The sequence below is a fragment of the Polyangium jinanense genome (assembly GCF_028435265.1).
Classification (GTDB): Bacteria; Myxococcota_A; Polyangia; order Polyangiales; family Polyangiaceae; genus Polyangium; species Polyangium jinanense.
Window position 1 is genome coordinate 48,799 of record NZ_JAGTJK010000032.1, and the last position, 21,501, is coordinate 70,299.

Annotated in this window: 12 protein-coding genes and 1 pseudogene; 5 read left to right on the forward strand and 8 right to left on the reverse strand. The window is 67.6% G+C overall.

Annotated features, from left to right (window positions below; translation table 11 throughout):
- Positions 1 to 21: 21 nt before the first annotated feature.
- Together KEG38_RS56165 and KEG38_RS37530 are read right to left on the reverse strand one after the other, a co-directional pair.
- A pseudogene (locus tag KEG38_RS56165) lies at positions 22 to 297 on the reverse strand (hypothetical protein); the annotation flags it as partial.
- Between the two features lie 461 nt (positions 298 to 758).
- A complete protein-coding gene (locus KEG38_RS37530; protein ID WP_272425238.1) occupies positions 759 to 1,175 on the reverse strand; it encodes a hypothetical protein in 417 nt (138 codons plus the stop codon).
- 39 nt (positions 1,176 to 1,214) lie between these two features.
- Between KEG38_RS37530 and KEG38_RS37535 the strand changes: the two genes are divergently transcribed.
- The gene (locus KEG38_RS37535; RefSeq protein WP_272425239.1) at positions 1,215 to 1,661 is read left to right on the forward strand and encodes a hypothetical protein; all 447 of its coding nucleotides are present in this window, start codon (positions 1,215 to 1,217) and stop codon (positions 1,659 to 1,661) included.
- A 47-nt stretch (positions 1,662 to 1,708) separates the two neighbouring features.
- Here KEG38_RS37535 and KEG38_RS37540 read toward each other — a convergent pair whose 3' ends face one another.
- Together KEG38_RS37540 and KEG38_RS37545 are read right to left on the reverse strand one after the other, a co-directional pair.
- The gene (locus tag KEG38_RS37540; RefSeq protein ID WP_272425240.1) at positions 1,709 to 3,301 is read right to left on the reverse strand and encodes an EGF domain-containing protein; all 1,593 of its coding nucleotides are present in this window, start codon (positions 3,299 to 3,301) and stop codon (positions 1,709 to 1,711) included.
- Positions 3,295 to 4,863 (reverse strand): hypothetical protein, encoded by a 1,569-nt coding sequence (locus tag KEG38_RS37545; RefSeq protein WP_272425241.1) that lies wholly within the window; start codon positions 4,861 to 4,863, stop codon positions 3,295 to 3,297. Before KEG38_RS37545 ends, KEG38_RS37540 begins: the two co-directional genes overlap by 7 nt.
- 371 nt (positions 4,864 to 5,234) lie before the next feature.
- On the opposite strand from KEG38_RS37545, the gene KEG38_RS37550 reads away from it, so the two are divergent.
- A complete protein-coding gene (locus tag KEG38_RS37550) occupies positions 5,235 to 8,447 on the forward strand; it encodes an LVIVD repeat-containing protein (protein ID WP_272425242.1) in 3,213 nt (1,070 codons plus the stop codon).
- Positions 8,448 to 8,798: 351 nt separating this feature from the next.
- On the opposite strand, the gene KEG38_RS37555 is transcribed toward KEG38_RS37550, so the two are convergent.
- Positions 8,799 to 9,206, reverse strand: coding sequence for a DoxX family protein (locus tag KEG38_RS37555; protein WP_272425243.1), 408 nt, complete (start codon positions 9,204 to 9,206; stop codon positions 8,799 to 8,801).
- An 89-nt stretch (positions 9,207 to 9,295) separates the two neighbouring features.
- Positions 9,296 to 10,639 (reverse strand): sigma 54-interacting transcriptional regulator, encoded by a 1,344-nt coding sequence (locus tag KEG38_RS37560; protein WP_272425244.1) that lies wholly within the window; start codon positions 10,637 to 10,639, stop codon positions 9,296 to 9,298.
- A 127-nt stretch (positions 10,640 to 10,766) separates the two neighbouring features.
- Between KEG38_RS37560 and KEG38_RS37565 the strand changes: the two genes are divergently transcribed.
- Positions 10,767 to 15,221, forward strand: coding sequence for a protein kinase domain-containing protein (locus KEG38_RS37565; protein ID WP_272425245.1), 4,455 nt, complete (start codon positions 10,767 to 10,769; stop codon positions 15,219 to 15,221).
- Positions 15,222 to 15,224: 3 nt separating this feature from the next.
- Here the strand turns inward: KEG38_RS37565 and KEG38_RS37570 are convergent, their stop codons facing one another.
- Positions 15,225 to 17,528, reverse strand: coding sequence for a WD40 repeat domain-containing protein (locus KEG38_RS37570; RefSeq protein ID WP_272425246.1), 2,304 nt, complete (start codon positions 17,526 to 17,528; stop codon positions 15,225 to 15,227).
- 109 nt (positions 17,529 to 17,637) lie between these two features.
- On the opposite strand from KEG38_RS37570, the gene KEG38_RS37575 reads away from it, so the two are divergent.
- Positions 17,638 to 18,084, forward strand: a complete 447-nt coding sequence (locus tag KEG38_RS37575; RefSeq protein ID WP_272425247.1) for a hypothetical protein — start codon at positions 17,638 to 17,640, stop codon at positions 18,082 to 18,084.
- A 13-nt stretch (positions 18,085 to 18,097) separates the two neighbouring features.
- On the opposite strand, the gene KEG38_RS37580 is transcribed toward KEG38_RS37575, so the two are convergent.
- On the reverse strand, positions 18,098 to 18,949 hold the full coding sequence (locus KEG38_RS37580; RefSeq protein ID WP_272425248.1) for a ketopantoate reductase family protein: 852 nt from the start codon (positions 18,947 to 18,949) through the stop codon (positions 18,098 to 18,100).
- Positions 18,950 to 19,441: 492 nt separating this feature from the next.
- Here KEG38_RS37580 and KEG38_RS37585 point away from each other — a divergent pair, with 492 nt between their 5' ends.
- On the forward strand, positions 19,442 to 21,394 hold the full coding sequence (locus KEG38_RS37585) for a protein kinase domain-containing protein (protein WP_272425249.1): 1,953 nt from the start codon (positions 19,442 to 19,444) through the stop codon (positions 21,392 to 21,394).
- The last annotated feature ends 107 nt before the right edge of the window (positions 21,395 to 21,501 follow it).

Sequence of the window (21,501 nt, forward strand, 5' to 3'; positions counted from 1 at the left end):
CCATGGGCCTCCGAGCTCGAGGCGAGTGAGCCTGGGTAGCTCGACGAGGACGTCGGGGACGGCGCGCAGGCGCGTGCGCGTGAGGTCGAGCTCCTTGAGTTGGGACAAAACCGCGAGGTCGTCGGGCAACGCGTGAAGTGGGTTATCGCTCAGGTTGAGGCTTCGTTGGGACGTACAAGCGAGAAGCTCCTGCGGTAGATCCGTCAACTCCAAGCCCCTGAGATCCAGCTTGATACTCCCCTTTCGCGCCGCATCGATGCACCGCCTGCGCGCCTCCTCGAACCCCTTGCTCCCCATCGTGACCCTCTCCCGACCCAGCCCGACCGTACCGGAACACGCGCCATCGAGGAAGGTAGAACGCGTGGAGGCGAAGGAAGAGGGCGTCTTAGCCCTCCTCGAAGGCGTGGACGTGAAGGGTAGAGGGCGTCCTAGCCCTCCTCGAATGCGTGGACGCGAAGGGTAGAAGGCGTCCTAGCCCTCCTCGAAGGCGTGGACGCGAAGGGTAGAGGGCGTCGTAGCCTTCGTCGAAGGCGTGGACGCGAAGGGTAGAGGGCGTCGTAGCCTTCGTCGAAGGCGTGGACGCGAAGGGTAGAGGGCGTCGTAGCCTTCGTCGAAGGCGTGGACGCGAAGGGTAGAGGGCGTCGTAGCCCTTCCTCGAAGGCGTGGACGCGAAGGGTAGAGGGCGTCGTAGCCCTTCCTCGAAGGCGTGGACGCGAAGGGTAGAGGGCGTCCTAGCCTTCCTCGAAGGCGTGGACGCCTCACTCGTACCACGTCGGCACGATCTTCCGGACCTCCGGCAGCGCCGCGATCCGGCAGATCTTGTCCCACGCCGCATCCACGAGCGCCCCATGGTGCGCCACGCACTCGGCCTCTCCCGTCGGGAAGAAATACAGCGTCTCGGCCGGCACATTGCACCCCGCGCGGCCGCGCGACGATCTCGCCTCGATCGTCGGCGCGATCTCCCGCACCCGCGCGACCAGCGCCTCATGGCCCGTCGGCAAGCAAAACTCGACCGAGCCGTCGTTCATGCATCCCGTCTCCTTCGTGAATGCGATCTCGCTCGTCGGGCACGAGGAGACCAGGTTCGAAGGCGCATCGACGGGCGGATCCCCGGGCGGGGCCGCGCAACTCGCGAGTCCCAGGACGACGAGGAGAGACAGCCGCGACGTTTTCATGGCTGGCTTCCGACGGGGCGGCGGGATATCACCTTTCACGTGGAGATCTTCGTCTACAGCCGAGGCGCTGTCGAGCGGGTTGCGCCGCACGACGTCCCCCATGTGATCGTCTCGATCTCGTCAAGCGAGTCCGACCAGGCTCGAATCCCCGCGTCTCCACACTGTCGCGCTCTTCTCCGCCTCGCCTTCGCCGACGCAGACGCGAAGACGGAGTCCATTCCCGAAGCGTCCCTCTTCTCGCGCGCCCATGCCCGCGCGATCTGGGACCTCGTGGAAGCGCACCTCCCGCACATCGAGCGCCTCATCGTCCATTGCGACGCCGGGATGTGCCGCTCGCCGGCCGTCGCCGCCGCCATCTCCAAGGTGCTCACCGGCGACGACGCCGAGTATTTTCGCCGGTATCGGCCGAACATGCGGGTGTATCGGACAATGCTAGAGACCTACCACGACGCGAGAGCCGACGAGGCCGCCGGGGGCGACACGTAAAGCGGAGGAACCCCTGGCCAACGGCCCCGCCGGCTCGCGTCCTTTCCCTACTGCAGCATGATCGTGTCGCTCACCGGTGGCCAGACCGTGCCCTTCGCGTCCGCGAATTCGACGTAAACGGTCTTCGTGCCGCTGCCGGGGTCGAGCATCCAGGTCGTGGTGGGGGTGAATGCCTGCCACGCGCTCCAGTTCATGTTGTCATTCGAGAAGCGCACCTGCACGTCGCCCACCACCACGCTGGCGCCGTCCATCACCGCGCCGTATTGGCCGAGCCAGAACTCCGTGTCCTGCCCGCCGTCTTCCACGTACACATAGCGGAGCCCCGGCCCGTAGCCGGTGAACGTCTGCCCCACGAGCTGCCAGGCGTTGTTCGCGGTGGACATCGTCCCGCCCGGATTGAAGGAGGCGAGGACCGTGTTGTCGCCCGCCACGAGCTCCACCTTGAAATAGTAGGAGTCACCGTAGTTCGGCCCAAAGCCCTGGAACCATTCCCCGACGGTGATGGGAGGCGCCGCGTCGAGATCCGCCTGCGAGAATCCGAGCATCGTCAGATCCAGGACCTGGCTGCGCTTGCCCAGCGAATACGACGTGATGAATGCGCTCTGACCGAACAGGTACGCGCTCGTGGTGCTCGCCCAGCCGCTGCCTCCGTTCGCCAGGATCTGCCATCCCGAGAGGTCCCCAGTCTCGGCGCCGGGGTTCGTGAGATGATTGCCAGGCGGCTGGAGATACAGGGTGACCGAGGTCGACGCGGTCAGCCCGGCGCCGGCCTCGATCGACACCTCCCCCGGGGCGCCCATGCCGACGGGCGTGCACGTGAGGCCATTGCCGATATAACCGCTCTTGCACGCGCAGCCATACGCGCCCGGCGTGTTCTGGCAGTCCGCGTTCACGTCGCAGTCCGTCATGCCGAGCTGGCATTCGTCGATGTCGTCGCAGGTGACGCCATCCCCCGTGTAGCCCTCGTTGCACGTGCACGTATGCGCCTCAGGCGTGTTCTCGCACGTGGCATTCGGGTCGCACCCGCCGCCATCCACGCACTCGTCGCCGTGGGTGCACGTCTTGCCATTGCCGATATAGCCCGGGTCGCACTTGCATGCATACCCGCCGGGGATGTTTGTGCACGTGGCGTGCGGGTCGCAGGCCGTCATCCCGAGCTGGCACTCGTTGATGTCGGTGCACGTCTTGCCGTCGCCGGAAAACCCGGGCTTGCAGGTGCAGGAATACGACCCATTCGTGTTCTGGCAGTTGGCGTTGGGATCACAGGACGCGGCCTGCTGGCACTCGTCGAGCTCGATGCACGTCGTGCCGTCCCCGAAATAGCCGGTCTTGCACGTGCACGTGTACGCGCCAGGCGTGTTCTCGCATGCCGCATGGGAATCGCACGTGGCGCTGCCGTTCGTGCATTCGTCGATGTCGGTGCACGTCTCGCCGTCGCCCGTGAAGCCCTCGTTGCAGGTGCAGACCGGCCCGGCTTCCGCGTCGGCGCAGGTCGCGTGCGCGTCGCAATCGACCGTGAGGCAACTGGGCGGCTCATCCCCTGCGCCGCCCCCGCCATCCCGCGCCACGCCTGCCGCGCACCCGCCGAGCGCCGCCGCCATCACAAGCAAACCCGAGGCCATCTTCCATTGCGTCAGCATGACCGGTCTCCTTTCCTCGCCGTCCGCCGCCTCGCCGCAGCGAGGACCAGAGCCATACCCGCGAATGCGATCTCACGGCCGCCGACGTCCCCCACCATGCGGCAGCCGCAATTGCTCTTGCTTCCCGTGCCACCGTTGTCGCCGCTGCCGCCCTGGCCCGTGCCGCCTCCCGTCGCGCTGGTGCCCCCGCTGCCGCCGTGGCCTGGGCCGCCGCCTACCTCGAAGCTGGCGCCGGTCGAGCCCCCAGAACCCCCGACGCCGCCCTCCACGTCCTTGCATTGGCCAAGCTGGCACGCCTGGCCCGCGGGGCAGATCGTGCCCATGCAGCTATCGACGCAGGCGCCGGCCTCGCAATGCGCCCCCTCGGCGCAGATCACGCCGAGGCACGCCGGATCGAGGCAGAGGCCACTGGAAACATCGCACGCCTTCCCCGCGACGCAGGGCAGGCATTCGCATTTGGCCACGCAAACACCGGTGTCGCAGACCTGATTGTCGCCGCAGGTCACGCCCGCGCACGGATCGACGCACGTGCCCACGCGGCAGACCTGGGCGTGCGGGCAAACGACGGAATCGCAGGGCCCCTTGCAGGCGCCGCCAACGCATACCTTGCCAGCCGGACAGGTCACCTCCTTGCAGGCCGGCTCGACGCAATACCCGGCGCTGTTGCACACGAGGCCGGTCGTACAATCGAACTCGCCGCCGGAGCATGCCTCCACGCAGGTGCCCTTGTCGCAGACGTAGCCATCCTGGCAGAGGTCGCCCTCGTCCGCCGTGCCATTGCAGTCGTCATCGAACCCGTTGCACTTCTCCGGCACGGCCGGCGAAAGCTCCTGGCAGGTCGTGCCCGCCGCCGTGCACTGGGTGACGCCCGAGGCGCAGATACCGGGCTTGCCGGTGTCGCAGGGTTGCCCCCCGCCCGCGCAGGTGACGCCGGTGACGAAGTAGACGGCGTCATTGAAGTCGCCATCGTTGTTGAAGGAGAACGCGCTGGTCGAGCCGTCCTCGAAGCCGATGTAGAAGGCGTTGGCCGCCTTCTTCGAGGGGTAGATCAGCGCCGTGATCCAGGGCGCCGGCGGGTTGCAGCTGGTGCAGACCTGGTTCCAGGCGGGATTGGAGTAATGGGTCTGGGTGCAGAACTCGTTGGGATCGCCTACCAGGGCGAACCCGACGAGGCCGCCCTTGTAGCCCGGATCGTTCTTGATGTCCGTGCCGCTGAACGACGTCCCCACGGGGGCGCCGCCCGGAATGATGACGTGGAGGTCGGCCGCGGTGGGCGGCAGACCGGTCTCGTTGTACCAGGCGAAATCCAGGGGGCAATCGGCCCCGTGCAGCATGAAGGTGGCCGTGAAGCCACACAACGGCGAGAAGGTGTTGGGCGTGGCGGCGGCATCCACTTGCCAGTCGATCGGCTCGCCCTGGTTCGCGAAGAACGTGCTGAGCTGTATCGGGTCGGCGGAGGCCTTGGGCACCGTGCTCCCGTCCGGTTCCTTCACCGCAGCGGCGGCGGTGGAGGTGGCGAGGACGAGGGCGAACGACAAGGGAAAGATCCTGTTCGGTCGCATCGTGTTCCTTGGGGCTGCGCGCGGGCGCGCGTGCGAGCGGCAGCGCTGCTGGGGAATCGGGCAGATTCTCGCCGGGATCGATGCGGCTTTTCGTTTGATCCGCAATGGATCCCGCGGGTGTGGTTGGCACGCGGAACGCAATCCTAGTACGAGGAACGGAAATGGGTCAACGGCTCCGTCTCGACATGCTTTTTCAGGGACACCGGATGGTCGGAACGGCTCCGATTGCCGACCTCGCCGGCGGAGGTGGCGGAGGTGGCGGAGACCTGCTCTCCGAGCGGTGCGTGTTGACACCTCCCGTGATGTCGATGTCATGGTGGGGCCATCGCCCCTCCATTCCATGGGATGGGCGGAGACAGGAGACTACGAACATGAGGACCTTCACGCAAGACGGCCGAGTCGCGCGCGCTGCGCGGTATTCGGCCGCGCTGCTGCTTCTGGTCGGGCAGGGATGCACGACCAGCACGGAGAAACCTTCGGAAGAAACGGAGACGGCTGAGGCCACGGCGAAGATCCAGGGGCCGACGTCCTTCCTTTCCGGCGATCCGCTTCCATACGTCTGGCCATGGGGCGAAGAGGAAGAAGAGGAGGAAGAAGAGGAAGAGGAGCAGGCCTTCGCGGCAAAGGGCGCGCTCGATGCGCCGAGCACGACGAACGCGCCGGGCGACATCTACGAGGTGCTCGGCGACGGGTACGTGCTCGACCTGAACCCCTGGCGCGGCCTGCTAGTCATCGACGTGCACGACCCGGACGACCCGCGCATCGTGGGTCGCCTGCCAATTGCGGGGAGCGTGGTCCAGATGCACGTGAGCGGCGATCGCGCACTCGTGCTCCTGGACGGCGGGCACGATTATCGACCCGATCCGGCGCGAATCGCCATGCAGGGCAGCACGAACGCGGCCATTCTGGAGGTCGACATCAGCGATCGTGAGCACCCCGAGGTCCTCTCGCGGACCGCGCTCTCGGGCAGCGTCAAGGCCAGCCGCTTCGAGAGCGGCGCGAATGGGGGCGTGCTCTACGTGGGCACCACCGAGTACGGCTTCTTCCCCGTTCCAGGGACGGGGTACTCCGAGGGGCGACATCAGACCTACATCAAGCGATTCGCGCTGACGAGCAACGGGCTCTCCCACACGAGCACCGTCGGCTTCCCCGGTACCCTGCGGGGCCTCGCACTCCAGAGCGGCGCGCTGGTCGCGGTGCACAACGCGAGGGTCGTCCAGGATCCGGCGAATCACGTCAGCATCATCGACATCGGGGCGGGCGGCACGCTGAGCCTGCGTGGCAAGGTCATCACGCCGGAGGGCCTTCTCAACGAGGCCCAGGTGGATCTGCGCGGCTCGACGCTCCGCGTGTTTTCAGGGCCGCAATTCGACAGCGAGACGCAGGGCGTGCACCTGCAGACGTGGAACGCGTCGGGACCGGGAAACCCCACGCTGATCGAGCAGACGGACTTCGCGCCCGGCCAGGCCATTCACGGCGCGTTCTTCACCGACGACAAGGCGTACATCTCGACCACGCTCGAGGAGAATGGGACCCTTCACGCGTTCTCCGTCGACGCGGCGGGGCACGTGGCGGCGCTCGGGGCGTCGTCCCAGCCAGGCCTGGAGGACCATTTCCGCTCGGTCTTCGGGGGCAGCCGCCTGGTCAGCGCCGGTCGGACCGGCACGTGGTATTACCACGTCGCGGTCAGCCTCTACGACACGAACAGCTCCAATCCGCTGCTCGCGCGCGCCGCCGTGGACCCGGCCACCACCAACTGGCAGGGGGAAGCAGAGCTCGCCGCCAATACGCGCGCGTTCGCCGTGGCCGAGAACGCGGTGAACGTGCAGGCGCCGAGCGGCGAGACCGAGACGGGGCTCGCGCTCGTGGCGTATAACAGCGGCGACTGGGGCAACGTCCCCTATACCGCCGGCGTGCAGCTCTTCACGTTCTCGGGCAGCACGGTCACGCGCCGCGGGCTCCTCCCGCTGAACAGCCGCATGCTCCGCGGGTTCCCGACCTCGGGCACCGGCGCCGCGGGCCTGACCGCGACCGAGTTCGGCCTGTACGACCGCAGCGACGTCGACAATCCTACGACGCGTGGGCATCTCTTCCTCGCGCCGAATTACGTCGGCATCTACCGCTACGGCAATTACCGGGTGCGCGTGCAGAACCCGGAGGACACGACCTACTGGTCGAAGCCCACCGTGAAGGCGCGCGTCGAGGTCATCTCCGGATCGGGAGACGCGCAATACGCGAAGACGCTCGCGAGCATCGAGGTGCCGCCGAACGCGTATTATTACAAGGTCGGCCATCTCTTGACCGCAGTGCGGATCTCGAACTGGCAAGAGTACACGATCACCACCATCGACCTTTCCAATCCGCTGCACCCGAAGTCGCTGGGCGATTTCGTGGCCACCGGGCTGCCGTTCTCCGGGAACGGGGAGCCGGGCATTTACGCGACGCACGCGTCGCTCAGCTTCGTGGCCATCCCCCCTGACGCGACGTACACGACCGTCGGCGACGTCGATAGTTGCTGGTATTACCCGATCGACCAGTACACGAATTGCTACGGCGAGGAGGGCTGCACGTACTGGACGGGCCGCATGCATTGCCAGGCGCCCCTCGGCACGGGACAATTCGCCTGCGACGGCGGCTTCGTGCAATGCACCGACCACGTCGGCGCCGACCCCACCTGCGTGCTCGCCGATTTCGAGACGGCGCAGCCGTACATCAACGGCTACTGCGAGCAAGGGACCGCATATCGCGAGTCGCGGAACGCCCGCGTCGGCGTGCTCGATCTCTCGGATCCGGCGCACCCCGTGGTGCGTCCGACCATCACGTTCGGAGCCGACGAAGAATACGTCAGCAGGTTCTCGGACGGCGAGGACCTCTACATCACGACGAAGACGCCGGCCACGAAGCCGGGCGATCCCCGGCCGCACGCAAGATATTTCGTCGAGAAGATCGACCTCGGGCAGCCGGGGCAGCCAGTCGTATCGAAGATCAACGTGCCCGGGCAGGTCGTCGGGGTCGACGATGACGAGCTCATCACGCGCGATCCGGTCTGGGGCGACGCGTTCCTGGAGTCGGCCGTGGCCCGGGTGGAGCTCGACGACGGCCTCGCCGAGCTGAAGAATTATCAGCGATTCCCCGGCCGCGAGGTGCATTCCGTCGTCGCGGACGAGGACGGCCGGCCCACTGTGACGCACAGCCTCGCCTGGAAGCCTTATTGGCCGTTGCCCCTCGGGCAGCCGTGGGATGCGAGGAGCAAAGTCACACTCTTGAAGCCGGCTCCGGGCTCCGGCGTGCGCGGGTACAACGTGCGCGCGCAATCCCTCATTCAATCATGGATGGGGCTCAAGGGGGCCCGTGGGGACAATCTCTTCTTCAACGTCCCCGGCGGCGTGCTCACAGTGGCGGCCAAGCCCAATCACCTGAAGGCGCTAAGCTTCTTCTACATCCCGCAAGGCACGTTCTCCGAATACTGGCCGGAGCCGCAGCCCACCCTGCTCGTCGACGGCGACGACGTCCTCTTCGCCGCCGGACGTCGAGGCCTCTTGCAGGCAGACGAAGACGACGTGAATCTGCCCGGAAGCCAGTAGCGCTTCCGTCACGGCGCGAGGCCTGGTCTCATCGCGAGGCGTCGCGCCGGGGCGCTGCCCCGGGCCCCGCGGGGGCTGTTCGCCCCTCGACCCGAACCAGGGCAAGCCCTGGACCTCAGGGGGAAGAACTGCGCGATGCGCAGTTCTTCCCACAGGCCGGTGGCAAGACCAGAGACGGCGTTGCCAGTCACGGCGGTCTTGGTTGGCAGGGCCTTCGCTGGTCTTGACCTGCCTGTTCGATGAACTGCGCATCGCGCAGTTCATCGACCCCGGGTCCAGCGCTTGCGCTGGTCCGGGTCCAGGGGCGGATAGCCCCTGGTGGGGCCTGGGGCAACGCCTCAGCGCAGCGCCTCAATTCGATGTTTTCGGCGGCGCCGCGAATGCGGCTCGAATGACGTCGGGCCGACGCAGGCCGTAGCCCACCCACGCGATCACGCCGACGAGGGGCGGGAGGAACCATGGATCGCCGACGCGCACGTGGATCGCGGTGGCCCCGCCGAGGTAGGCCGCGACGAGGATGGCCCCGACGAACGCCGTGCGCGGGATCAGGAACAGGATCACGCAGGCGACCTCGACGACGCCGATGGCCGGGTATTTTTCGATGGGGAGGCCGAGGTGCTGCGCCCCCTCGAGGACGGCTGGCGGCGGCGGTTGGATGAATTTGCCAGCCGCGCTGACGCCGCCCATGAAGAGCGCGACGAGCCCCGAGAGCACCCACCCAGCGATCGCGAGTTTGCGTGAACCTGCAGGTCGTTCCATCGCGGGATGGAAGGATCGGAGCCGCGGCCGCGTCAAGGGGGGATCACGGAATTAGGCGCGCTCGGGGCGTTTGGCATGCAAGAACACGGTTACTCCCCCCCGCGCGTGATGCCGTGGTGCTTCATGACCTTCTGCACGAACGCTCTTCCCACGGCTGCGAGCTGCGCGGCTCGGGATACGTTCCCATCGGTTTGCCGGAGCGCCTCGATGAAATAAGCCTTCGTGTATTCCTCGACGAGCCTCTCGCGGCCGACGTGGTAGGGGACCTGGATGTCCACGTCGACACGCGTGGACGGCGCTCCGCCGCCGCTCTGCGCGACGCCGGCTGCGCCTGGCAACCCGAGCGAGAGCAGGAGCTCGACGCGGTTCCGGAGCTCGCGCACGTTGCCCGGCCACGGCGTCGACTTCATTTTCTCCAGAATGGCGTCGGGGAGCGGCGCGGGCGGGTTCGGTCGACTGCACCACTCCTTCTCGAAATGGCGGACGAGCAGCGGGATGTCCTCCACACGCTCGCGCAGAGGCGGCAGCCGCACGGGCAGCACGGCGAGGCGATAGTAGAGGTCTTCGCGGAAGCGCTCCTTGTCCACTTCGATCGCGAGGTCGCGGTTCGTCGCGGCGATGATGCGGACGTCGACTCGCCAGTCCTTCTCCGCGCCGAGCGGGCGGATCACGCGCGTCTCGAGCGCGCGGAGCAGCTTGGGCTGGAGTTCGAGCGGTAGCTCCCCGATTTCGTCGAGGAAGAGCGTGCCGCCGTCCGCCTCCTTGAATCGGCCCTTGCGAGAGCTCACGGCTCCCGTGAAGGCGCCGGAGACGTGCCCGAACAGCTCGCTCTCGATCAGGTTTGCCGGGACGGCCGAGCAATCGAAGACGACGAACGGTCGATCCTTTCGGGGGCTCCTTCCGTGGATCGCCGCGGCGGCTACTTCCTTCCCGGTGCCCGTCTCGCCTTCGAGCAGCACCGTCCCTTCCAAGACCGCGAACAGTTCGAGGAGCGCATAGACGCGCCGCATCACGATGCTCCGCCCGAGGAGGCCACCGAAATGGTCGTGCTCCGAGAGTGGCACGTCGATCTCGTCCTTGAGCATGCGGAGCCGCATGGCCGACGCGCCGAGCACGATCGTCGAGTCGGGCCTTGCATAGGCGTCCTTGATCCGCACATCGTCGACGTAGGTGCCATTGCGGCTCTTCATGTCGAGGACGCGAATGGCGTCCCCTTCGATCCGCAGGCAGACGTGGACGTGGCTGACGGTTCGGTCGGGGATGACGAGGTGGCAATCGGTTCCGCTTCCGATGCGCGCCTCGGGCCCTTTGAGCTCGTACACCTTGCCGGCGAGCGGGCCACGAATGCACTCCACATGGATCTTGTGGGAGCGGAGGGACAGACCGGTCTCGGTTTCGACGGGCCAGGTTGACTTCGCACCTTCGCGCTTCATGCCCCGTCGGCTATCCGTTCAGCCACGCGAGTCGATACCACTTTGGTGGTATTGCGGCCACGCCGGTGGCGCGGCCCGTCGCGTCCACGTTGCGGCGGGGTCAGGGTTCTGACAGTCTCGTCCAGTCATGACCACCGACGAAGAATCCTGGGTGGGCCGTGTGCTCGACGTCCGATACAGCGTCGAGCGCGTCCTCGGCCAAGGAGGGATGGGGATCGTCCTCGCCGTGCGTGATACCGGGCACGACGAGCTGTTTGCCCTCAAGTTGCTCGTCGGGGAGCGGGCGGGAAAACTCGCGGCGGAGCAGCGGTTCCGGCGCGAGGCGGAGATCACTAGGCGAATCCGGTCGCCGTACGTCGCGGAGGTGCATTACGTGGGGCGCCTCGTCACCGGCGAGCTTTACATCCTCATGGAGTACCTCGACGGCAAGGACCTCGGCCAGGTGCTCGAGCGCCGCGGCGCGCTCCCGTTTCAGGAGGCGCTGCAATACGTCATCCAAGCCTGCGCCGGCCTCTCGATCGCGCACGCGCTCGGGGTCGTGCACCGCGACATCAAGCCCTCGAACCTCTTCCTGGCCCAGCGCCCGAACCAGCCACCGACCATCAAGCTCATCGATTTCGGGATCTCGAAAGCCGGGGAGGGGGAGCTCGAGCTCACCCGCACGAACGCGTTCCTCGGGTCGCCGCTCTACATGTCGCCGGAACAATTGACGGCCGCCAAGCGTGTCGACGCGCGCAGCGATCTGTTTTCGCTCGGCGCCGTGTTTTATCAGCTCCTCACCGGGGTCGCGCCCTTCGCGGCGGACAACGTGACCGAGATCGGCCATCGCATCCTGCACGCGACGCCGGAGCCGCCGACCCGCCTGCGGCCGGAGCTTCCCTATCAGATCGACGCGGTGATCACGAAGTGCCTCGCCAAACTTCCGGACGCTCGTTTTCAAAACGCCACCGAGCTGTCGAATGCGCTGGAGGCGCTCCGACACCCGGCGGAGGTCGCGCTCGAGCTTTATCTGGATCCCGGGGAAGGGGAGGAGGCGACGACGTCGGAGAGGATGCCCACGTGCTCGTTCACGTCCGACGGCGCGAAGTCCGCGGATGGATCGACGCAGAAGGTCCTCGACCGGCAGCGCGCCATCCTGGCGCGCGGATACACGGGAATGCCCCCGGCGGCTTCCCCAAGGCAGCCGGCGCGCACGCCCGCCCTGCCGGTGCCCGAGCCGGAGCCGCCGATGGTGATACCCTTCGGCGTGCCCATCCCCGAAAACTCGTCGTTCGTGGGGCGTGATCGGGAGCTCGCTGCGTTGCACGAGGCTCTCTTCGCCGCGAGCTCGCACGGGTACACGTCTGCCGTCGTGGTGGGCATCGCGGGGCCCGCGGGGATCGGGAAGACCGAGCTCGCGGCCGCGTATGCCCGGCGTCATCGCGATTCCTACCCCGGCGGTGTGTTCTGGTTCGATGGGATCGCGGATATCGATGCGCAGATCGAGCGGCACATCGGCGCGCCCAACCCGGGCGCTCATCGCCGGCCCGACTCCTTCGAGGACTCGACATCGCCGCTCTCGCGCGTCGTTCGAGGACGCCCGCGCAGCCTCCTCATCATCGAGACGACGGTCGAGCGCGAATACACGGTTCGGCGCTGGTTCGACATGAATTTGCCACGCCTCGGGAGGCGGGAGGAGATCACGCGCCACCATATCATCCACGTAGCCCGACTGCCGCAATGGCGCACCCATCGCACGCATTGGCTCGGCCCGCTCGACGAGGCGAACGCCGCCGAGGTGCTCCTTCGTTCGGCCGGTCTGCTCGAACCCTCGTCCGAGATCCGCGCCGCAGCCGAGGCCGTCACGCGCGCGTTCGAGGGAATGCCAGCCCCGGCGCATGTCGCGGGCCGTGTGCTCGCGGCACGCTTTACGGGCGATGGGCGAGGCTCCCTGGCGGCGTTGGCCGGGCGGATGCCAGCGGAAGGTTCCGTCGCGAGGCCCCACGAGCTCGCGCTTCGGGCCTTGCTCGCATTCGTGGTCGAGGGATTGTCGCCGAATGCGCGGGACCTCCTCCGAGCGGCCGCGGGCTTCGCGGAAGAGCCTCTCTCCCTCCGCGCCTTCGGGCGCCTCCTGGACATGCCTGTCGGGGACATGGCCCAGGTTTTGGCGGAGCTCGATCGATATGGTCTCGTGTCTCCCCGATCGACACCGGAAGCGACCAGCCTTCGTCCGGGAATCGCGGGGAACGCCGCGCGCGTGGTGCTCGGGGTCGAGCCTGTGTGGGTCGCGGAGTGCCTCGGCCGCGTCACGACCTGGCTATCGAAGATGCCCATGCTTTACCGGGAGATCGAGGAGCGGGGCGTCGCCGCCGGCGTCGCCGAGGTCCGACGACTCGCGCAAGTGGGCGCTGCCGCTACGCCGAGGTTCCTCGCCGAGCTGTCGCAGACGCTGGAGACCGAAGCGCCTCGCCTCGTGGACAAACCCGACACGGATCGATTTGGAAGACCTCTCGGGCAAACCACCCAAGCCACGAAGGGCGCGCTCGCTCCATACCCGCGCTTCCTCGCGCAAGTACGGGACGCGGCCCACGAGCTCGGGTGTGGTGCCGTCCTCGAACGCGTGGAGGCGGCGCTGCGCGAGGCGAACGTGCCCTGGCTGCGGAGGCGGACGTATCAGCAGCAAGCGAAGCCGAAGGTGCTCGGCATTCACGATGCCACGGTGACGGCCGTGGCCGTGTCGGACGACGGAAGGCGGGCGGTCTCGGGCGCGGCGGATGGCTCGCTTTACGCGTACGACGTCGAGACGAGGCGCCTGCTCGCGGAGCTTCGCGGCCGGTCGGCGCCTCTGCGTCGCCTCGCCATTTCGGCGGATGGGAAGATCGCCCTCTCGGCCGCGGAGGATGGCGCGTTCGAGGTATGGGATCTCGACGAGCTTCGCCTTTGGTGCATGCTCGAAGGGCACTCCGCGCCCGTGTATGCCCTGGCGATCTCCGCGGACGGGCGCCGCGCCGTTTCCGCGGCCGAGGACGGATTCATTTGCGCCTGGGATACACGGAGCGGGCGGCCCTTGCGGTCCTTGTCCCCTCATGCCGGGCTCGCGGGGTGGCCGATGTCCGTCGCGGCGCTGGCATTCTCCGAGGACGGCCTGGTGAGGGTCGCCTCGCCGCGCGGGACGATATGGCTCTTCGACGTGGATTCCGGCGCCGTCGTTCGATCCATCGGTCTCCACGAATCACCGCTCGGTTTTTCACGTACACCTTCGCGGACGCTCGTACACGCAAAAGGGCCCTTCGGCGGGCTGCGATTCAGGGACGTGGAGAGCGGCGCGGTCGTATGCGAGGTCGGAGCCACGCCGGTGATGGATCCCGCGCCCGTAGCCGCCGGAGGCACGCATTGTGTCGTCGCCCAGAAGGACGCCGTGGCGAGGGTCTACAGCCTCGAAACGGGAGAGCTTCGGCGGAAGCTCCTGCGCCATCGGCCCGAAGGGACGCCGTATCTCCATCAATATTATGGCACGACGGGCCATACCGGGCGTGTCACGGCGGTCGCGGCGAGCCTCGATGGGAGGACGGTGGTCACCGGGGGAGCCGATAACATGGTGCTCGCCTGGGATGTCGAGCATGGTCCGGTGGCCCGGTACGATCAGCGCCAGGGTCCGGCGGCCCCGAGCGAGGAAGAGCTCAGCTTCGTCCACATGACGCCGGACGGAGCGCTTGCCATGACGACGTCCGGGAAGGAGATCATCGTGTGGGACGTGAAGACGGGCGAGCCCACACGGACGCTGCGGTTGCCCGACGGCGCAAAGCGCCCGTACGACTTCTTCACGGCCGCAGGAGGGATCATGTGCGCTGTCGCCGAGGGCGAGGTGCACGTGCTCGATGTGGCGAGAGGGGCGCTCGTGCGCACGTTCGAGGTGCCGTCCGGGCATGGCCCGCCGGTGTCGATTTCGGAAGACGGCCGTCGCGCGCTGGTCCTACGAAAGGAGGGCCCGCGCGCGACGTGTCTCTTCTGGGACCTGGAAGCTGCGCAGGTCGTCCGCATCGACCGCGACTCCGGGAAGGGATGGGTGACCTTCGTCGACCCGGATCACGTGCTCGTCCGTCGAGGCGCGGCGCTCGAGCTCGTGGATTTCTCGACGGGCGCCGTTGTCCAGCAGCTCGACGGGAGCGTCGAACCCACAGCGAGGGTCGTCGCCGTGTGCTCCGGTCGTCGTGTATGGTTCGGCTCGCGGCAAGGGGGGGCGGTGCTCGTCGACATGAATCGAGGCTCGATTGCGAGATCGATCTCGAAGGCGACGCACCCCTTGCGGGGCAACGTCGTCGCGGCGAGCCCCAATGGCCGCTTCGTGGCGACGCTGGGGACCCACCTCCAGGTCTGGAATGCCGAATCCGTCCGCCTGGAAGCGGAGCTTTTGCTCCCGTTCAGGGTCCACGATCGCTGGCACTGCGCTGCCATGACGCCCGACGGTCGGACCATCATTCTCGCGAGCATCGGCCGAGGGGATCTCGAAAAATACCCGATCCCACCTCCGCAAGCCGTGGGAACCATCGAGATCGACGTCTTTCTTCTGTCACGCGTGCATTTCATCCATCTTGAGGCGTGACCTTCATTGATTCCTGTCGTGACGGTGCCACGTCAGGAAGATCGGGATCGGGAATGCGACCAGGATCATGCGGCCGTCGCGCGAGACGGAGAGCGGTATCTCTTCGCTGCGGGAGACATAACCTACCTCGACGGGAGCCACGGAGACGATTTGTCCCGAGACGCGCTCCCAGATGAGCACGCAACCCTCCGCGATCACGAGGAGGAAGCCGCCGTCTCCCGTCAAGGCCAGCGATTGCAATTCGTCGGGCAGCTCGAGAAGGACACGGCCGTGGACCCGGGGTGCGAGCTCCCAGGCGACGAGTTGGTCGGGCAGCGTGGAAATGGCGCTCCGGCCATCCCCGGAGACGACGAGCCTCGCCTCGTCGTGCAGGGCGTGAAATGGCATGACGGGCATCGTCGGTTGCAGCGCGCTGGGATCTACGTGGGTATGAAGTTCGTACCTCTCCTTCGCCACATCCCAGACGCAAAGCCTACGGTCGTCCATGAGCACGAAGACGCGTTGCCCGTCGTTCGAGAGGGCGATCCTCGAGGCTCGCGCGCGGGGAGAGGGGCTCAAGGTGGCCTTCTCGATCCGCGTTTGCCGCGGGGGCGTAGGCTTGCGGAGATCGTAATGCGAGACCGTGGCGTCCGATCCCAGGATCGCGAGGTATCGCCCGTCGGGCGTGAGGGCGACCTGGCCTTGGTTTTTCGTCACCACGCCGAGCGAGGCGCCGTCCGTCAGGTCGAAGAGCTCGATGCCGTGATTCGTCTGCCCCGCGAGCACGAGGCCTTCCGGGGCGATCACGGGCGCGCGGTGGAAGGTGGCATCGAGCGATCGCTCCTCGACTGTTTCCCCGCGCGCGGCGTCCCAAATCGCCACGTGTCCGCCCTGCGCCGCGGTGATCGCGTGGCAACCGTCCAGGCAAAAGGCCGCAGCGTTCCAGTCCCCGGCTCTGTCCCGCGCGCCAGATCGCGTTCCCGCCTGCGTGCGGAGCTGGAAGTGCGGCTCGGCGCGCTCCTCGAGCCGGCGTTGCGCCTGCACGCAAAGCTCGGTCAGCTTGCCTTCCGTCCGGGGGGGCAGGGCGTCTGCGAGCGCGATCTGCTGCAGGAAGAGCGTGCGCGTGCGTGTCGCGTCGCGGCGCCTTTCCGCGATGCGCCGGAGGAGGTCGACGATCGGGCGGCTCGCGGAAGAGTGCACGTATCCGAGGTTGTTACGCGTATGAAGCCAGCCGACCGCATCGGCGTTCTCGAGGACCGCCTGCACCCCGCGCACGTGGACCGCTTCCTCGAGCCAATCGAGATCGGCCAGTCGCGATGAGAGGCGCTCGTCACACGCAGTGACGAACGCCTCGACGTCGAGCACCGTGGCCTTGACGAGCTCGGCGATTCGAGGGTGAAGCGAGACCCTTCCATCCGTTCGCTCCTCGAGCAGCTTTCGCCGGAGCAGCAAGGAGACGCCTGTCGCGAGGCGATCCGCGTCGTCGCCGTCCTCGCTCAGCAGGGCCTGGATGGGCGCCATCGAGACCGCCATTCGTGCCGGCAAGAGCGAGAGGAGCCGGAGGACGCGCCGGGCATCCTCGCTCGCGAGGGCGTCCCACGCGAGCCGGAAAGCGCCGGCCATTGCGATCTGGGGCGATTCCGTGTCGTCCTGGGTCGAGAAAAAGGACAAGATGTCGCGGAGGGGTCGGTCCGGGGCCTCGTCGAGCGTCGCCGCCACGAGGCGGAGCGCGAGCGGGATTCCCTGGGTCGCATCGACGAGCGCCCTCGCGCCGTGGGGATCACGATCCACGCAAGGCCCGAGCAATGCAAAGGCGTCGCGCCGCTGCAGGGGACCGATGTCGACCGTGGTGGAGGAGAGCGCGAGATCATACCCATCCGTGGTGAAAAGCGCCTTGCCGGCCCCGGCTATCTGCGCGGGGCTCTTCGACGGCAAGGCCCCGCCGATGGATACGAAGAGCCCGATGGGCGGCTCCGAGCGTTGCTGCTGCTGCATTGCGTGCCTCATTCTGCGGCGCACGTCGCGGGCGCCCCACGGCGCGGGGGCGCGTGGGGAGAGCGCGTCCCACGGGTTCGTGTCCCAGCGGCGTCCTCCGAGCTTGCCTTCGTGCACCGCCCCGATCACGCCTTGGTATGCCTCGCGGTAGCGGTAGGCATACTCCATCACGAGCGCCGTCGTCCCCATGCCCCCGCCACCCGCGTCGCGCGCGGCGCGCACGACGACGACGTTGCTGCGCTGGAGGGCCGCGTGGATCTCCGCGAGCTCGGATGCGCGGCCGATGAACCGATCGTCGCGCCGGAACGGTAGAGAAAATGGGTGCGCCGCCATGGCGCCTTGGATGGTATCACGTGCAAGGTCGCCCACACCAGAGATCGCATGCCTTCGGGGACGAGTCCCAGGCGCCGCAGCCTCCCTTCCGTGCTATCTAACGAAGGCCATGACATTCGTCCCTCTCGTGGGCATCGATGCCATCATCGCCAAGCTGAACGCGCCGGCGGAGCGCGCGCTCGCCACGGAAGAGCTCGCACAACTGGGGCCGTCCACGATTCCGTATCTCGTGGAGGCGGCCCGAGGGACCTGGAAGAACGCCTGGGGTGTGCCCTGCGAGAATGACCTTCAGATTCGTACGGGCGCGGTGATCGCTCTCAGCCGAATGGGGGCGGCGGCCTCGGAGGCATTGCCCGTGCTCGAGGCTCTCGTTGCATTCGCTCCGCTGCGCCGCGAGCTGGTGCAGGCCTTCGCGGCGATAAAAGAGGGGAGCCGTCGAGCCGAGGTCGTGGAGTCATGCACCGCGGCGCTCGTGCAATTGCAGAAGGACCCGGATCCCGAGGTGCGGTGCGCGGCCGAGCGTGCCCTCCGTGGGCCGGGGCCGCGGGATCGATGACGGCCCGGAGCGTTCAGGGGCGGATCGCGCGCAGCGCAGGTATCTCACCGGGTGCTGCGGCAGCCATCGCGTCGATCAGCGCACGTGGCTCGCCGTAGCCAGCGGCGCCCGTTTTGCGGACCTGGTCAATTCTGCTGATCGACCATAACAACGAGGTCAGCACGGGGATCGGCAAGCGGCTCACCATCGCCACGGGAGTCGGCGTGAGGGTGTTGCCGAGCAGGCGTACCAGGCGAAACCCTTCGTCCATGGCGCGTGCCAGGCGCGTCGCTTCGCTCCACGACACGCCCGCGCGGCGCGCATGCGCCGTGGCGCTGGCGATCATCACGGGCACGACCAGGGCCGCGTGGGTCCGCAGCCAGCTCTCCATGTCCGCGTGAACGACAGCGGGAATGCCGGCGTCCGTGAATACCTTGGCCCAGGCCGCATCCGTCACCGTGGTCAGGAGGCCTCGCGTGACGATCTCGGACCCGAGCTTGCCGTCGTCGAGGGTCGCCAGGATCGCGGGGAAGCCAAACGCGAAACGCGACGGGCCCACGGCATCGCGGAGACGGCCGAGCGGCTCGAAGGTATTGAACATGAACATCACGGTTTTCGCCGCGCTGGATGCGAGCGCCGGCAGCACCACGTCCACCTGCGAGACGAGGACCGTCACGAGCACCAGATCCCATTCCGTGGTCGTGTCGAGCGTCGCGTTGACGCTGACCGCGGCGCGCTCCCCCGCAACGGTCACGATGGCCCGGTCCCGCTGCAATTGCTCGAGGCGCTTGCCACGCGCGACCACGGTCACCTCGTGCCCCGCTCGCGCGAGCTCGAATGCGAACGTGCTGCCGATTCCACCAGGCCCCAGGACGGCGATTTTCATGCCCGGGACATTACCACGGCCGAAGCAGAGTGCTTGCCGCCGTTGCGCCGGGGCGCTGCCCCGGACCCCGCGGGGGCTGTCCGCCCCTCGACCCGGACCAGGCACGGCCTGGACCGAAGGTGGAAGAACTGCGCATCGCGCAGTTCTTCCAACGGGCCGGTGGCAAGACCGTCGAGGTAAGTTTCACGCTGGCGACGGGGAAAACCGTGCCGATTGAAATGGCCGGCGCTGCCGCCTTGGCCGGCAGGGTCGCTCGCGGTCTTGACTCGGCCTCTTCGATGAACTGCGCATCGCGCAGTTCATCGACCCCGGGTCCAGCGCTTGCGCTGGTCCGGGTCGAGGGGCGGACAGCCCCCGCGGGGTCTGGGGCAGAGCCCCAGCGAGGCGCCAAGCCCGTGGAAGGCCCCACGGCTTTCTATTTCCGTCCGTCGGAGAATAACCCTCGCCGCTCGTTCGTGCGGCCGCAAAATTGGTCCGGCGGATGCGCGGGCCGTGTATCCTTCGATCGTGCGCGACCGGGCCGATCAACACTTCGCAAGCCTGCTCGAGGGAACGTCGATCGCGTCGGACATGGGTTCCGGTGTGTCGTACCGGATCGAGCGTGTGATTGGGGATGGCGGCATGTCGCTCGCGTTTTTCGCGCTGCGTATCGCCCCCGACAGTCAAACCCCGGTCGTCCTCAAGATCCTTCGTCCCCAAATGATTCGCAGCACGGACCGGGCTGCCTTGCTTGCGGTCCGGAAAGAGGCCGTCGCCCTCGGCCGCCTGAACGAGCGATTGCCGCCCGCGCCCTTCGTCGTTCGCCTCGTGGATACTGGCACGCTGCACGCCCCGTACGGGACCGAGTCGCTCGCCGTTCCGTGGCTCGCCATCGAATACGTGCACGGCGGAGCCGAAGGGACCTCGCTGGAGGAGCGCATGGCCCGCGCTGTCGATCGGACGGGGTACGCATTCGATCCGGAGCGGGCTGCGCACGCGGTCGAGTGCCTCGCGCAAGGCCTCTCCGCCATTCACGAGGTCGGTGTGATCCACCGGGACATCAAGCCCGCCAACGTGCTTTGTTGCGGCTTCGGCGCCGAGGAGATCTTCAAGATTGCCGATTTCGGCATCGCTCGACCCACGGGAATGGCGGCCACGTTCGGCGCCATGCTCGTCGGCACGCCGGGGCACGCCGCTCCCGAGCAGCTCCTCGTGCGCACGGTGGGGCCGTACAGCGACGTGTTTTCCCTCGCCACGGTCGTTTATTATCTCCTCACGGGCGAGGATTATTTTCAGTTCGAGTACCCGTCCGAATACACGGCCGTCGTGAAGGGGGCCGCGCGGAGGCGGCTCGCGGAGGCGGGATGGCTCCATCCGGACCTCCGCGCGCGACCCGATGCGTGCGCTGCCATCGACGCCGCGCTCGCCCGCGCGACCGCTTTTGAGGAGCAGGAGCGGCCCTCGAATCCGCGCCTGCTCGCGCAGATGGTCGCCCCTTCGCTCCGGCACGGGGGACCGATTTCACGCTCGGCGAAGCGACGGCAGAGGAGCCTGCTCCAGGACCTCGCGCCCCAGGAGATCCGCGTCTTCTCGACGAGGCGCGCTCCCGACGAGGAGCGCGTCGTCCGTGCGGTCGCGTGGGACGGCGACGGGCGATGCCTGGCCGTCACTTCGGAGGGGCTCGCTTTCTGGGATGGATTCGATTTCCGCGCCCTGGCCGCGCCCGAGCCGCTGTCGCCAAAGGGGATCCATTTCGTGCTGCGGCTCGACGCGGGGAGGTGGCTCGTCGGCGGCGACGGCGCCACGGCCGCGCTTTGCACGAGCGCCGGGGCCTCGAAGCTGCTCGTCGGGCCGGATCCCGAGGTGCGGTTCGTCCTGGCGAGCGGCGACGTCGACGACCTCGCGGTGCTCGTGGGCATGCGCAAGGACGAACCGCCCACGTTGCATGGCCTCGCCGGGGGTCGATGGTTGAAGCCGGCCTCGCTGAGCCGCGCCGCTTCGGTCACGTCGATTTCGAGGCTCGACGACCGCCGCTGGCTCGTCACCGGGCGGACGCTCGACCGCGACGGATTCGCCGCCATTTATGATCCGCTCGCCTGGGAAGTACGTCGCGTCAAGGCGCCCTCGTGCCGCGCTTATCTGGCCTCCGCGACGCGCAGCGACGCCGCGCTCGGCATCATCGTCGGGGCCGGCGGCAATGCCGTGCGATTCGAGGGACGGCGGAGCACGCCGAGCCAGATCGAGGGCGGCCCGGACCTTTCCGCGGCGGCCATCGACGAGGCGGGGCGCGTGTGGGTCGGAAGCGCCGGCGCATTGTGGGTGCAGCCCCCGGGGGACGCGCAATGGAATTGCGCGCATCGCGCGGGGTGGGAGACGCCATTCATCAGCATCTTCGCCCACTCCGGCCGGGTCATGGCCATGAGCGCCGACGGCGGCATCCTCGAAGGCCGACCCGCTTTTGATTGAAGAGCGCCCTGGACGCACGCGAGCTTCCATACGCATGTAGGGCAGAAATCTTGCCTACTTGTCCAGCGTGAGTGTATTGTAGCGATCGCGATTTCTCGACGAGGAGA

Bases quoted from the DNA above. Each gene is read 5' to 3' on its own strand.
- KEG38_RS37575 (WP_272425247.1), top strand. From the start codon at position 17,638: ATGACATTCGTCCCTCTCGTGGGCATCGATGCCATCATCGCCAAGCTG.
- KEG38_RS37540 (WP_272425240.1), bottom strand. From the start codon at position 3,301: ATGCTGACGCAATGGAAGATGGCCTCGGGTTTGCTTGTGATGGCGGCG.
- KEG38_RS37565 (WP_272425245.1), top strand. From the start codon at position 10,767: ATGACCACCGACGAAGAATCCTGGGTGGGCCGTGTGCTCGACGTCCGA.
- KEG38_RS37550 (WP_272425242.1), top strand. From the start codon at position 5,235: ATGAGGACCTTCACGCAAGACGGCCGAGTCGCGCGCGCTGCGCGGTAT.
- KEG38_RS37545 (WP_272425241.1), bottom strand. From the start codon at position 4,863: ATGCGACCGAACAGGATCTTTCCCTTGTCGTTCGCCCTCGTCCTCGCC.
- KEG38_RS37560 (WP_272425244.1), bottom strand. From the start codon at position 10,639: ATGAAGCGCGAAGGTGCGAAGTCAACCTGGCCCGTCGAAACCGAGACC.
- KEG38_RS37530 (WP_272425238.1), bottom strand. From the start codon at position 1,175: ATGAAAACGTCGCGGCTGTCTCTCCTCGTCGTCCTGGGACTCGCGAGT.
- KEG38_RS37580 (WP_272425248.1), bottom strand. From the start codon at position 18,949: ATGAAAATCGCCGTCCTGGGGCCTGGTGGAATCGGCAGCACGTTCGCA.
- KEG38_RS37555 (WP_272425243.1), bottom strand. From the start codon at position 9,206: ATGGAACGACCTGCAGGTTCACGCAAACTCGCGATCGCTGGGTGGGTG.
- KEG38_RS37570 (WP_272425246.1), bottom strand. From the start codon at position 17,528: ATGGCGGCGCACCCATTTTCTCTACCGTTCCGGCGCGACGATCGGTTC.